Here is a 13,824-nt window from a genome sequence, read left to right on the forward strand (position 1 = left end):
CCCTGTCGCGGTAGAGCCCTGGATCCCCGCCTTCGCGGGGATGACGAAGTGAAAGGGCGTCGCGACGGCGATCGCGTCGGGCGCCCGGACGGCGCGGCGAGCGCCGGCGAATCCGGACCTCGTCAGCCAAACCGCGACCCGCGCAACCCGATCCCGCCGCCCGCGCGAGCGCCCGCGCCGCGACTTCAGTACTCTCCACTCCTCAAGCTTTCCCAAGCCCTACCCAAACGCCACGACCATGACCGACGATTCCAACCTGCCGCCCATCGACGAGAACCATCTGATCGCCGAGCGTCGGGCGAAACTCAAGGCCCTGCGTGGCGAGGGCATCGCCTTCCCGAACGATTTCCGCCGCGGCGATTACGTCGGTGACCTGCAGTCGCAATACGCCGACACCGAGCACTGGACCCAGGAGTCGCTGGACGCCGAGGCGCGCCGGGTCGCGGTCGCCGGGCGCATCCTGCTCAAGCGGGTGATGGGCAAGGCCAGCTTCGTTCAGATCCAGGACGAGTCCGGCCGGATCCAGTTGTTCCTGCAGGCCAACGCGCTGGGCGAGACCTACGACAAGTTCAAGGGCTGGGACGTGGGCGACATCGTCGCCACCGAAGGCACCGTCACCCGGACCAAGACCGGCGAACTGTCGGTCCGCGCCGATTCGCTGCGCTTGCTGACCAAGTCGCTGCGGCCGCTGCCGGACAAGTTCCACGGCCTGGCCGACGTCGAGCAGCGCTATCGCCAGCGCTATGTCGACCTGATCGTCTCGCCCGACGCGCGCGAGGTGTTCGTCAAGCGCTCCAAGATCATCCGCTCGATGCGCGCCTGGCTCGACACCCGGCGTTTCCTGGAAGTGGAAACGCCGATGATGCATTACATCCCCGGCGGCGCCGCGGCCAAGCCGTTCGTGACCCATCACAACGCCCTGGACCTGCAGCTGTACCTGCGGGTGGCGCCGGAGCTGTACCTCAAGCGCCTGACCGTCGGCGGCCTGGAGCGGGTCTACGAGATCAACCGCAATTTCCGCAACGAGGGCGTGTCGACCCGGCACAACCCCGAATTCACCATGCTCGAGTTGTACGAGGCGTACGCCACCTACAACGAGATCATGGACCTGACCGAGCAGCTGATCCGCCACGCCGCCCAGGACGTGCTGGGCACCACCCAGAGCGAGTGGGACGGCAACGCGATCGATCTGGGCCCGCCGTTCCGGCGCTGGTCGATGACCGAGGCGGTGCTTGAGCTCAACCCGGAAATCAAGCGCGAAGACCTGCGCAATCTCGACGCCATGCGCGCCCACGGCGCGCGGCTCAAGGTCGCGGTCAAGCCGTCTTACGGCTGGGGCAAGCTGCTGCTGGAAATCTTCGAGAAGACCGTCGAGCACACCCTGATCCAGCCGACCTTCATCACCGACCACCCGGTCGAGGTGAGCCCGCTGGCGCGCGCCAACGACATCGATCCGGAACTGACCGACCGCTTCGAGCTGTTCGTCGGCGGCAAGGAACTGGCCAACGGCTTCTCCGAACTCAACGACCCCGAAGATCAGGCCGCGCGCTTCCAGGCCCAGGTCGAACAGAAGGCCGGCGGCGACGACGAAGCCATGCACTTCGACGCCGACTACATCCGCGCGCTGGAAGTCGGCTTGCCGCCGACCGGCGGCCTGGGCATCGGCATCGATCGGCTGGTGATGATGCTGACCGGCTCGTCCTCGATCCGCGACGTGCTGTTGTTCCCGTACATGCGCCCGGAAGGCGGCGGCTGAAACACCTCGCCCAGGCAGGGCGCGGTACCGGCGCGGCTGGGCCCAATGGGCGAGCCGCGGCGGCGTCGCGCTCGCGCGCTGCGGCCGGTTGCGGCCCGATGCCAGCGATCGTTTCAAACGCCGGCCGCCGGCGCCGACCTGGGCCACCACAGGCCCAGAGCGCGGTCGCTCAAACGTGGCTTACACTGCATAACGGCCGGGCGGTTCTGGCCGTTTTCGCGCGGCGTTTGCGTCTAAACCGTGATGAACAGCGCGCATTGCGCGCGATCGTTCTAATGGATGCCGGTCAAAGCGACATCGCGCCGATACTTTCGGCGGCTGTCTTGGGCAACGCGGCGGAGTATGCTCCCAGGTCGGCCGCCGCAGGGGGCGACCTCACTACGGGTACCGGTGTGTGAACGTCGTTATCGTCGATGACCAAACGTCCGCGCGGACGATGCTGCGCCACATCATCGAGGACATCGCGTCCGAGTTGTCGGTGCACGACTTCGGCGAGCCCGAAGCCGCGCTGGCCTGGTGCGAAAGCCACCAGCCCGATCTGCTGCTGCTCGACTACCGCATGCCCGGCATCGACGGTCTGGAGTTCGCGCGGCGCTTCCGCCGCCTGCCGATGCACCGCGACATCCCGATCATTCTGGTCACCGTGGTCGGCGACGAGCCGGTGCGCCAGGCCGCGCTGGAAGCCGGGGTCATCGATTTCCTGGTCAAGCCGGTGCGTCCGCGCGAACTGCGCGCGCGTTGCCGCAACCTGCTGCAGCTGCGCCAGCAGTCCGAGAACGTCAAGCAACGCGCGTTGTCGCTGGAACAGCGGCTGCTGTCGAGCATGCACGAGGTCGAGGAGCGCGAGCGCGAAACCCTGTCGCGGCTGGCCCGGGCGATCGAGTTCCGCGACGCCGGCACCAGCGCCTACCTGGAGCGGATGGCCCACATCGCCGGGCTGATCGCCGAGCAACTGGGCATGTTCGAGGACGAGATCCGGGTCATCGAAATGGCCGCGCCGCTGCACGACATCGGCAAGATCGCCATCCCCGACGCGGTGCTGATGAAGCCCGGCCCGCTGACCGAGGAGGAGACGGCGATCATGCGCCGCCACCCCAAGATCGGCTATGAGCTGCTCAGCGGCAGCCAGAACCGTTTCATTCAGGCGGGCGCCCTGATCGCGCTGCGCCATCATGAACGCTACGACGGTTCCGGCTATCCGGATGGCTTGATCGGCGACGAAATTCCACTGGAAGCGCGCATCGTGGCTGTCGCCGATGTGTTCGACGCGCTGATTTCGCCACGTCCCTACAAAAAAGCCTGGGACGTGGACGCCGCCTTGGGGTATATGTACGCCCAACGCGGGCGCCTGTTCGACCCGCGCTGCGTGGACGCGCTGATCCGCAGCCGCGCCCGGCTCGACGAAATCTGCCAACGCTATTCGACGAGTTCCACCCGCCCCGGCTTGGAGTAGCCGATGCTCGCGATCCTGGACAAGGTCAGAAGGCGCCTCTCGCAGCGGCCCGACAGCGAACACGCGCAGAATCTGGTGCGCGTGGTCATCACCGCGCTGTTCATCGCTTACCTGGGCTGGCGCTACCTGGGCCAGGAGGTCGGCGACACCCTGCCGGCGACCTGGCTGATCCTGATCGGCGAGTTGACCGTCTCGGTCGGGCTGATGGTCGCCATCCTGATGCGCCCCGGCGTCTCCCACGTCCGCCGCTGGATCGGCATGCTCACCGATTACAGCGCCATGGGCGCGATCATGTGCATCGAAGGCGAGCCGGCCTCGCCGCTGTACGCGGTGTATCTGTGGGTGACCATCGGCAACGGCATGCGCTACGGCAACCGTTACCTGCGCATCGCCACCGCGCTGGCGTCGTTGTCGTTCTTCAGCGTCATCATGATCTCGCCGTACTGGCGCGCCAATCCGTATCTGTCCTGGGGCCTGCTGATCGGTCTGGCCGCGGTGCCGCTGTACTTCGATTCGCTGCTCAACGCGCTGACCCGCGCGGTCGAGGACGCGCGCCGCGCCAACGAGGCCAAGAGCCGGTTCCTGGCCAATATGAGCCATGAGTTCCGCACTCCGCTCAACGGCTTGGCCGGGATGTCCGAACTGTTGGCGACCACCCGCCTGGACAGCGAACAGCGCGAGTGCCTCAACACCATCCAGGCCTCCACCCGCAGCCTGTTGTCGCTGGTCGAGGACGTGCTGGACATTTCCGCGATCGAGGCCGGCAAGCTGCGCCTGGATCTGGTCGAGTTCGATCCGCGCGAATTGGTCGAAGGCATCGGCCTGATTCTGCAACCGCAGGCGCGGGCCAAGCAGTTGCGTTACGAGTCGCGGGTGGCCGACGACGTTCCGCGCAGTCTGCGCGGCGACGTGGTGCATCTGCGTCAGGTGCTGATCAATCTGGCCGGCAACGCGGTCAAGTTCACCGACGAAGGCCTGGTGCAGATGGAGGTGATGCTGGCCGGCCGGGTCGACGGCGGCGTGCGCCTGCGCTTCACCGTGACCGACACCGGGATCGGCATTCCCGTGGCGGTGCGCAAGCGCCTGTTCGACGCGTTCGAGCAGGCCGATGTCGGCCTGTCGCGGCGTTACGGCGGCACCGGCCTGGGCACCACCATCGCCAAGGGCCTGACCGAGGCGATGGGCGGCAGCATCGGTTTCGAAAGCACCGAACAACGCGGCAGCCGGTTCTGGGTCGAGCTGCCGTTCGACAGCATCGTCGCCCCGGCGCTGGGCCGGCACGAGGCCGATGCGCTCGCCGCCGACGCGCCCTCGCGCGACAACCCGGAGAACGTGATCGCGTTTTCCGACCCGTTCCTGCGCCACCGCGCGCGGGTGCGCAGCCTGTCGCTGCTGGTCGCCGACGACCACGAAGCCAACCGCATGGTCATCACCCGGCTGTTGCAGAAGGCCGGCCACCGCGCGATCTGCGTCGACGGCGGCGAGGCGGTGCTGGAAGCGTTGGCGGCCTCGGACTACGACGGCGTCATCGTCGATCTGCACATGCCCGGGGTCAGCGGCCTGGACCTGCTGCGCGAGCTGCGGGTGATGGAAGCCGGCAGCGGCGGCCGGCGCACGCCGGTGGTGGTGTTCAGCGCCGACGTCACCCCCGAATCGATCCAGGCCTGCGAGCGCGCCGGCGCCCGCGCGTTCCTGTCCAAGCCGGTGTCGACCTCGCGCCTGCTCGACACCCTGGCCGAGATCGCCTCCAGCGCCCGCCTCAACGGGCCGTTGATCGCGCCGCCTACGCGCACGGCCTATGCCGGCGGCGACGAAGTGCTCGACAGCTCGATCCTCGACGAACTCAGCGCCTTGGGCATGGGCGAGGGCTTCGAACGCGAGTTCGTACGTCAGTGCCTGCGCGACGCCGAAGGCTGCGTGACCGCGCTCGGCGCGACCGGCGCGCTCGGCGATTGGGAGCGCACGCGCGAACACGCCCACGCGCTCAAGGGCGTGGCCAGCAATCTGGGTTTGGTCAAACTGGCCGCGGCCAGCGGCGAACTGATGCGTCTGGCCGATCAGCAGATGCCGCGCGAATGGCAGGCGCGGGTGGCGGGATTGGGCGAACGGCTGGCCCAGGGGCGGGCGGCGCTCGACGCGCGCGAGCGTACCCGTCACGCTCGCGACGATAGCGAGCGTTCCCCCTGATCGTCCCCCTGATGCGGTAGCGCCCGGACACGGCGCCGCCGTCGACCATCAGGCGGCTTCGAACCCCGTGCGGCGCGATTGCGCGCGGACCAGCCGATCCATCGTGCGCAGCGACTTGTCGCCCAGTTGCAGCGCGGTGTCGACCCAGATCTCGGTGATCCGCATCATTTCCTCCAGGCCCACGCCCTGGGCCAGCTCGCGCACCTGGTGCATGGCCGCGCGCGCGTGCGGGATCCTGCGGTTGGCGCGGATCACGTCCTCGACCGCCTGGCGGCCTTCGCCGCGCGGCACCACCACGTCGACCACGCCGATCGCGTGCAGTTCTTCGGCGGTGTACATGTCGCCGTCGAGCATCAGTTTTTCCGCCACCCGTGGGGTCACCCGTTTGCACAGGAACGAGTACGCGCCCATGCCCGGGAACAGATCGAACAGCACCTCGGGCAGGCCCATCATCGCGCCCTGTTCGGCGACGATGGTGTGGCAACTCAACGCCGCCTCGAAGCCGCCGCCGAGCGCGCTGCCCTGGACCAGGGCGATGCTGTGCACGCCCGCGCCGAGGCCGGCGTGGAAGGCGTGCACGCCGCGCACGCACTGGCGGGCGTAGTCGAGCAGGCCCTGGCGGTCGCGCGCGCGGATCAGCTTGCAGAACAGCTCCAGGTCGCCGCCGAGGTTGAACACGTCGCTGTCGGAGGCCAGCACCACGTGGGCGATGCCGTCGCGTTCGCTCTGGCGCATCCGTTCGCCGAGGTGACGCTGGTAGGACAGGATGTCGTCGATCAGGGGCAGGGTGAAGCAGGCGCGTCCCGGCGCGCGCGCCAGGTTGGCGTGCATGTGGCACCAGTACACGTCGCGATCGAACTCTTCGACGATGCGCAGGGTCCGGCCCGACTGCGGGCGGGGGAAAGGTTGTACGACAGACATGGCGGTATCTCCGGTAAGAGCCGTCCCGCCGGCCGCATCAGGACGGCTTGTGTGTTGTGGTGGGCTGCGTCCGGGACCAAGGATTCTATGCACCTAAAATGAAGCCCCCGCAAGGAGTCGATCCTTGCGGGGGCCGGATAAAGCGCCGACCGGCGTCCCGAAGGCGCCGGAAGGTCGGGTTCAGTGACCGGGCGAGGGGTCGCGCAGCTCCCGGCGCAGGATCTTGCCGACGTTGGTCTTGGGCAGTTCCTTGCGGAATTCGACGAACTTGGGGTGCTTGTAACCGGTCAGATTGGCGCGCGCGTGGGCCTTGACCTCATCGGCGGTCAGCGCCTGATCCTTCTTCACGATCACCACCTTGACCGCTTCGCCGGACTTGTCGTCGGGCACGCCGACCGCGGCGACTTCCAGCACGCCGGGCATCATCGCGATCACGTCCTCGATCTCGTTGGGGTACACGTTGAAGCCGGAGACCAGGATCATGTCCTTCTTGCGGTCGACGATGTAGAAGAAGCCCTTGTCGTCCATCTTGGCCATGTCGCCGGTGTGCAGCCAGCCGTCGTCGTCGATGACCTTGGCGGTCTCTTCGGGCTTCTGCCAATAACCCTTCATCACCTGCGGGCCCTTGATGCACAGCTCGCCGACTTCGCCCAGCGGCAGCATGCGGCCGTCCTCGTCCTTGACGCAGGCGTCGGTGGAGGAGATCGGCAGGCCGATCGAGCCGTTGTACTCGGGCAGATCCATCGGATTGATGCACGCCGCCGGCGAGGTTTCGGTAAGGCCGTAGGCCTCGACCAGGGTGATGCCGGTGACCTGCTTCCAGCGCTCGGCCACCGAGCGCTGCACGGCCATGCCGCCGCCCAGGGTCAGGTGCAGCTTGGAGAAATCGACCTCGCTGAAGCCCGGGGTGTTGAGCAGGCCGTTGAACAGGGTGTTGACGCCGGTGATGGCGGTGAACGGAGTGTTCTTTAGCTCTTTCACGAACGCCGGCATATCGCGCGGGTTGGTGATCATGTGGTTGAGGCCGCCGAACTTCATGAACACCAGCCCGTTCGCGGTCAGCGCGAAGATGTGGTACAGCGGCAGGGCGGTGATGATGATTTCCTGGCCGAGCTTGGCGTTGGTGCCGACCCAGGCCGCGGCTTGTTGCATGTTCGCAACCAGGTTGCGATGGGTGAGCATCGCGCCCTTGGCCACGCCGGTGGTGCCGCCGGTGTATTGCAGGAAGGCGATGTCGCCGGAGGAGATCTCGACCTCGGGCAACTTGTGCATCTGCCCCAGCGTGAGCGTGTCGCGGAACCGCACCGCGCCGGGGATGTCGTAATCGGGGACCATCTTCTTCACGTACTTCAGCACGAAGTTCATGATCGGGCCCTTGAGCCCGCCGATCATGTCGCCCAGGCCCGTGCCGATGACCTTGATGTCGGTGCCGGCGACCACGTCCTGCACGGTCTTGCCGAAGTTGTCGAGCACGAAGATCACCTTCGCGCCGGAGTCGTCGAGCTGGTGCTTGAGCTCGCGCGGGGTGTACATCGGATTGGTGTTGACCACGGTCAGGCCGGCGCGCAGCACGCCGAAGGTCGCGATCGGATACTGCAGGCAGTTGGGCATCATGATCGCGACGCGATCGCCCTTCTTGAGCTTGAGTTCGCCGAGCAGGTAGGCCGCGAACTGGGCGCTGAGCCGGTCGATGTCGCCGTAGGTCAGCTGCTTGCCGAAATTGGAGAAGGCGGGACGGTCGCGGTAGTTCTCGATCGCGTTTTCAAGCACCGAAACGACGGACGGAAATTCGTCGACATCGATCTGGGCTGGTACGCCTTGCGGATAGTGGGCAAGCCACGGACGTTCGAAACTCATCGCGATCCCCTCTTTAAATCGCTGCGATTCTGGCCGACCGGCCCGCTGTGTGCGCCGCCGTACGGTGTTTTCTCGATTGGAGCATAGGCTCTACTGACTGGCAAGGCGGCGCGGAATCGCGCGGCCCCGGCGTTGTTGGCGCGGCGGCGAACCTGTCAGGATGCGTTCGAGCTACCACCCGAACGGTCGTTCCAAAGCCGTCGCCAGCCCACAGGATCGCGAATGCTTACATTGCCTATCACGGCCCCCAGGCGGGCGGTCGGCCAGCGGTGCGTGCGGATCGGCCGGACGGACGCGGGGCTGCGATGGGCGGCGTGAGTCTGGCGCTGGGAACGCTCGCGGCGGCTGTGGCGGCGGGGATCGTGGCGCTGCGCCGTCGCCGGCGCGATCAGGCCGAAGCGGCGTTGCGGGCGTTGTTCGCGCCGCACGCCGGCTTGATCGGCAAGGACTACGCCTACGTGGTCGAGCGCGCCGGGCCCGCGTATTTTTACGGCGGCATGGATCACGGCCGCGATGTGGCGCAGTGGCGGGCTGGTGGTTTGCTCGCCGAAGTCTGGTTCCAGAATGGAGTGTGTACCGATGTCGAAATTCGCTAGCGTCGCGCGTGGCCGGGTGTCGAGTTCGCGGAGGCCGGGCGAGGGCGCCGGGATGGGCGGATGCGGGTGGTTCGCTGGCGGATTCGGTTCGGCCCGGCGCTTGATCGGCGCGCTGGCCTTGCTGGCCTGCCTGGCGGCGTGCAGCCGGCCCGAAGCGCCGGAAGTGCGCTTGCGCGCGGCCATCGATGGCTTGAATACCGCGATCGGTCAGCGCGATTCGGCGGCGGTGGAAGAGATGCTGGCCGAGGATTTCGTCGGTCCCGACGGGCTCGACCGGAAGGGCGCGCGCCGGCTCGCGGTGGCGAGCTTCATGCGCTATAGCGATTTGAGCGTGACCTTGGGGCCGCTGGATCTGCAGACGTCGGCCGGGCATGCGACGGTGAACTTCAGCGCGGTTTTGACCGGTGGGTCGGGGCAGGTGTTGCCCGACGCGGCGCGGATGTACCAAGTCAGTACTGGCTGGCGCGAAGAGGACGGGGAATGGCGGATGACGTCGGCGAAGTGGACGCCGGGGTTGTAGCAGGGGCGATGACGTGTCCTTCTCCCGCTTGCGGGAGAAGGTGCCCGACAGGGCGGATGAGGGCGCGCGAACTATCGAGCTACGACGCAGGCTGGATTGCCCTCACCCCAACCCCTCTCCCGCAAGCGGGAGAGGGGCTTCAAAGCCCATTGCTCAGGCGGCTTTCTTCGCCGCAAGTTGCCGCAACACGTAATGCAAGATGCCGCCATGCCGGAAGTACTCCACTTCCTTCGGCGTCAACAGCAACACCTTCACCTCGAACTTCGTCTCGCTGCCGTCGGCCTTCTTGGCCACCACCGTCGCGGTCTTGGCCTTGCCGTCGTCCAGCCCGATCACGTCGATCGCCTCCGAGCCGTCCAGCCCGTGGCTCTGCGCGTTCTCGCCGTCCTTGAACTGCAACGGCAGCACGCCCATGCCGACCAGGTTGGAGCGGTGGATGCGCTCGAAGCTCTCGGCGATCACCGCCTTCACGCCCAGCAGGTTGGTGCCCTTGGCCGCCCAGTCGCGCGAGGAGCCGGTGCCGTATTCCTTGCCGGCGAACACCACCAGCGGCACGCCGTCGGCCTTGTACTTCATCGCCGCGTCGTAGATCGCCAGCTTCTCGCCCTGGCCGCCGTTCTTGGAGAAGTACAGGGTGTTGCCGCCTTCCTCGCCGCCGAACATCAGGTTCTTGATGCGGATGTTGGCGAAGGTGCCGCGCACCATCACATCGTCGTTGCCGCGGCGGCTGCCGTAGCTGTTGAAGTCGGCCGGCTGCACGCCGCGCTCCTGCAGGAAACGGCCCGCGGGCGAGTCCTTCTTGATGTTGCCGGCCGGCGAGATGTGGTCGGTGGTGATCGAATCGCCGAACAAGCCCATCACCCGCGCGCCATGGACATCGTCGATGCTGCCGATGTCCATGGTCATGCCGTCGAAATACGGCGGGTTCTTGATGTAGGTCGAGGATTCGTCCCACTGGAAGGATTCGCCGTCGGGCGAGGCGATCTGGTTCCAGCGGGTATCGCCCTTGAACACGTCGGCGTAGTTCTGCGCGAACAGCTCCGGACCGACGGTGGCGGCGATCATGTCGCCGATTTCCTTATTGGTAGGCCAGATGTCGCGCAGGAACACGTCGCGGCCGTCGTCGCTCTTGCCGATCGGCTCCTTGGTCAGATCGATATTGACCGTGCCGGCGATGGCGTAGGCCACCACCAGCGGCGGCGAGGCCAGGTAGTTGGCTTTGACTTCCGGATGCACGCGGCCTTCGAAGTTGCGGTTGCCCGACAGCACCGAGGCCACCACCAGCTCGTTCTCGGCGATGCCCTTGGACACTTCGTCGGGCAGCGGGCCGGAATTGCCGATGCAGGTGGTGCAGCCGTAGCCGACCACGTAGAAGCCGAGCTTCTCCAGATCGTCGAGCACGCCGGCCTTCTTCAGGTAATCGGTGACCACCAGCGAGCCCGGCCCGAGCGAGGTCTTCACCCACGGCTTGGACTTCAGGCCGAGCTTGGCCGCGTTGCGCGCCAGCAGGCCGGCGCCGAGCATCACCGCCGGGTTGGAGGTGTTGGTGCACGAGGTGATCGCGGCGATCACCACCGAGCCGTCGGACAGTTCCGCGTCCTGTTCCTTGATCCGGATCTTCGACACCGGCTTGGCCGCCAAATGATTGGCCTGCGGCTGGTCGCCGCCTTCGCCGTTGAGCTCTTCGATCGCGCAGCCGACCTTGGGCTTGCGGTTGGCGATCAGCGGGCCGAGGTTTTCCTGGAAGTTGGAATGCACGTTTTCCAGCAGCACCCGGTCCTGCGGACGCTTGGGACCGGCCAGCGACGGTTTGACGTCGCCCAGATCGAGCTCCAGCGTGGTCGAGTAGGTCGCGTGCGCGGCGCCGGGCTCATGCCACAGGCCCTGGGCCTTGGCATAGGCTTCGACCAGCGCGATCTGCTCTTCCGAGCGGCCGGACAGGCGCAGATAGGTCACCGCCTCGGCGTCGATCGGGAAGATGCCGCAGGTCGCGCCGTATTCCGGCGCCATGTTGGCGATGGTGGCGCGATCGGCCAGCGGCAGGTGCTGCAGGCCGTCGCCGTAGAACTCGACGAACTTGCCGACCACGCCGAGCTTGCGCAGCATCTGGGTGACGGTCAGCACCAGGTCGGTGGCGGTGGTGCCTTCGGGCAACTGGCCGCTGAGCTTGAAGCCGACCACCTGCGGAATCAGCATCGAAGAGGGCTGGCCCAGCATCGCCGCCTCGGCCTCGATGCCGCCCACGCCCCAGCCGAGCACGCCGATGCCGTTGATCATGGTGGTGTGGCTGTCGGTGCCGAACACGGTGTCCGGGAACGCCTGCAGTTCGCCGTCGACTTCGCGGCCCATGACCACGCGCGCCAGGTTCTCCAGGTTGACCTGATGGACGATGCCGGTGTTGGGCGGCACCACCTTGAAGTTCTCGAACGACTTCTGGCCCCAGCGCAGGAAGCTGTAACGCTCCTTGTTGCGCTGGAACTCGATCTTGCCGTTGAGGTCGAGCGCGTCGGGGCTGCCGAACACATCGACCTGGACCGAGTGGTCGATGACCAGTTCGGAGGGGATCAGCGGGTTGATCTGCTTGGCGTTGCCGCCGAGCTTGCCGACCGCGTCGCGCATCGCCGCCAGATCGACCACGCAGGGCACGCCGGTGAAGTCCTGCAGCACCACCCGCGCCGGCATGAAGGCGATTTCCTGGTCGGGTTCTTTTTTCGCGTCCCATTGCGCGACCGCTTCGATGTGTTCCTTGCCGACCGTCATGCCGCCGTCTTCGTGGCGCAGCAGGTTCTCCAGCAGGATCTTCATCGAGTAGGGCAGGCGGCCGATGTCGAAGCGCTCGCCCAGGGCCGGCAGGCTGAAGTAGGTGTAGTCGCGGCCGTTGACGGACAACTGGCGGCGGGTGGAAAACGAGTCGCTCATGCGGTGAACTCCTATGAAGGTGCTGGCTCGCGCCTCGCGCCGGGCGAGGAGGCTGCTTGCGTTGGACCGGGCGGCGCGGTGCGTTGCGGGTCCTTGGTCGGATTATCTACCAGTTGCGCAGGGCCCGATGTGCAGACGGTGTCGACATAGTTCGAGTCCGGTGACGGGCGGAGTCCCGGGACATGTGCGGGCTGTCGGGGTTTTATGCGCGTTTGCGGCGGTTCTCTCGACGATCGTGCCGTTCCCGCGGCAACGCAGTGTTGCGTGGAGATGACGCTCGCACATGTTCGTAGGTTCGAGCGCGCCTGCGTGCGTTCGGCGATGACGCCGCGTTCGAAGCGCTAGTAGGGGCGATTGCCGAGTCGGTGCGCCGGCTTCGCTCGGCGACGCGCAAGGATCGGGCGAATGCGATGACTGGCGCTCGGCCAACTCCAGACTCGTACGGTGCATCGTCTTGTTCGCATGCGGTTGCGTCGTGGCTGCGGTCCGCATTCGTTCGAGGCAAGCGAGCGCGCTCTAGCCGCGCGCCAGGGCTGCCTGGTCGCTGGTGGCCGCTCGGGCGATCTGGAGCGTCGCCGCCCTGCAACCCGCGCCAGGGACAATCGTGTCGCGATGACGGCGCATCCGCGGGGCCTGCCGGTAAGACTCGGACCTGCCGGACGCCGATGCATACCTGAACGGCGGCGATCCCATGAAGCTGGACGGACTCGCCAGCGGTCGCCCGTCCGGGCCTGGAGGCGTTGGCTAAGTGTCTGTATTAACGGTGGTTATTGCTCGGTAGGCGAGGGCTGGTCAGCGCCAACCGGCCCCTCGACCGAGGCAGCCGCACCCATCGCCATTGGCGGTATGACCGTCCAGGTATGTATAATGCGCGCATACTTTCGGGAGCGTACCTATGGAAGCCACTGTCGCCGAGCGGGGTCAGATCACCCTTCCCAAGGCGGTGCGCGATGCGCTCGGCCTGACCAAGGGCACGCTGCTGAAAGTCGAGTTGGACGGCAGCCGCATCATCCTGCGCAAGAGCGTCGACGACGCGATCTCCAAGGCCCGCGGCAAGTTCGCCCTGGACGGCTTCGGCTCCAGCGAAGAAGCGGTAAGCGCGGTGCGCGAGCAGGAGTGAGCCGATGATCGCGGTCGATTCGCCGGTCCTGATCGAACTGCTGAGCGACGGCCCGCAGGCGGACGCGGTCGAGTCCTGCCTGCGCCAAAGCCTGGTCGGCGGCCGCGTGGTGGTGTGCGACATCAGCCTAGCCGAGATCTGCGCGGCGCTGCGCGGCGGCGCCGAGGTGCAGGAGGCGCTGGAAGAAATGGGCATCCATTTCAGCGCGCTGGAAGCCAAGTCGGCGTTGCGCGCGGGCGAGATGCACCGGCGCCACCGCCAGCGCGGCGGCGGTGCGCGGCGGCTCGGCGAATTTCTGCTCGGCGCCCACGCCTTGCTGCAGTGCGACGGCCTGATCACCTGGAACGACACGTTTTATCGCGACTACTTCAAGGGCTTGAAGTTGATCGTGCCGCAAGCCTGAGCCCACGCGACACCGGGGTGCCGCAAACGTTTCTGCTCGGACCGAGCGCGTTGAACGACCCGGTTCGCTCCACCCGTTTTTAGCCACACCCT

Annotated in this window: 10 protein-coding genes; 7 read left to right on the plus strand and 3 right to left on the minus strand. The window is 66.8% G+C overall.

The window, feature by feature from the left end; translation table 11 throughout:
* Positions 1–238 precede the first annotated feature (238 nt).
* The 3 genes from lysS to V7787_RS32550 all read left to right on the plus strand — a co-directional run bounded on the left by lysS (position 239) and on the right by V7787_RS32550 (position 5,396).
* The gene (gene lysS / locus V7787_RS32540; RefSeq protein ID WP_336091503.1) at positions 239–1,756 is read left to right on the plus strand and encodes a lysine--tRNA ligase; all 1,518 of its coding nucleotides are present in this window, start codon (positions 239–241) and stop codon (positions 1,754–1,756) included.
* 394 nt (positions 1,757–2,150) lie between these two features.
* A complete protein-coding gene (locus tag V7787_RS32545; protein ID WP_057942810.1) occupies positions 2,151–3,209 on the plus strand; it encodes a response regulator in 1,059 nt (352 codons plus the stop codon).
* A 3-nt stretch (positions 3,210–3,212) separates the two neighbouring features.
* Entirely contained in the window at positions 3,213–5,396 is a 2,184-nt protein-coding gene (locus V7787_RS32550; protein WP_336091507.1) for an ATP-binding protein, read from the plus strand.
* A gap of 48 nt (positions 5,397–5,444) precedes the next feature.
* Here the strand turns inward: V7787_RS32550 and V7787_RS32555 are convergent, their stop codons facing one another.
* Complete coding sequence (locus V7787_RS32555) at positions 5,445–6,317, minus strand: crotonase/enoyl-CoA hydratase family protein (RefSeq protein ID WP_336091509.1); 873 nt, start codon at positions 6,315–6,317, stop codon at positions 5,445–5,447.
* Positions 6,318–6,497: 180 nt separating this feature from the next.
* Positions 6,498–8,174 carry a long-chain fatty acid--CoA ligase gene (locus tag V7787_RS32560; RefSeq protein WP_336091510.1) on the minus strand — a complete coding sequence of 559 codons (1,677 nt, stop codon included), beginning with the start codon at positions 8,172–8,174 and terminating at the stop codon, positions 6,498–6,500.
* A 305-nt stretch (positions 8,175–8,479) separates the two neighbouring features.
* Here V7787_RS32560 and V7787_RS32565 point away from each other — a divergent pair, with 305 nt between their 5' ends.
* Positions 8,480–8,770, plus strand: coding sequence for a hypothetical protein (locus tag V7787_RS32565; RefSeq protein ID WP_336091511.1), 291 nt, complete (start codon positions 8,480–8,482; stop codon positions 8,768–8,770).
* 100 nt (positions 8,771–8,870) lie between these two features.
* Positions 8,871–9,290: a nuclear transport factor 2 family protein gene (locus V7787_RS32570; RefSeq protein WP_336091512.1), complete on the plus strand. Its 420-nt coding sequence runs from the start codon at positions 8,871–8,873 to the stop codon at positions 9,288–9,290.
* Positions 9,291–9,443: 153 nt separating this feature from the next.
* On the opposite strand, the gene acnA is transcribed toward V7787_RS32570, so the two are convergent.
* Positions 9,444–12,209 carry an aconitate hydratase AcnA gene (gene acnA / locus V7787_RS32575; protein WP_336091513.1) on the minus strand — a complete coding sequence of 922 codons (2,766 nt, stop codon included), beginning with the start codon at positions 12,207–12,209 and terminating at the stop codon, positions 9,444–9,446.
* An 895-nt stretch (positions 12,210–13,104) separates the two neighbouring features.
* Here acnA and V7787_RS32580 point away from each other — a divergent pair.
* Entirely contained in the window at positions 13,105–13,329 is a 225-nt protein-coding gene (locus tag V7787_RS32580) for an AbrB/MazE/SpoVT family DNA-binding domain-containing protein (protein WP_336091514.1), read from the plus strand.
* Between the two features lie 4 nt (positions 13,330–13,333).
* The gene (locus tag V7787_RS32585) at positions 13,334–13,732 is read left to right on the plus strand and encodes a type II toxin-antitoxin system VapC family toxin (protein WP_336091515.1); all 399 of its coding nucleotides are present in this window, start codon (positions 13,334–13,336) and stop codon (positions 13,730–13,732) included.
* The last annotated feature ends 92 nt before the right edge of the window (positions 13,733–13,824 follow it).

Source organism: Pseudomonas sp. CGJS7 (genome assembly GCF_036961695.1).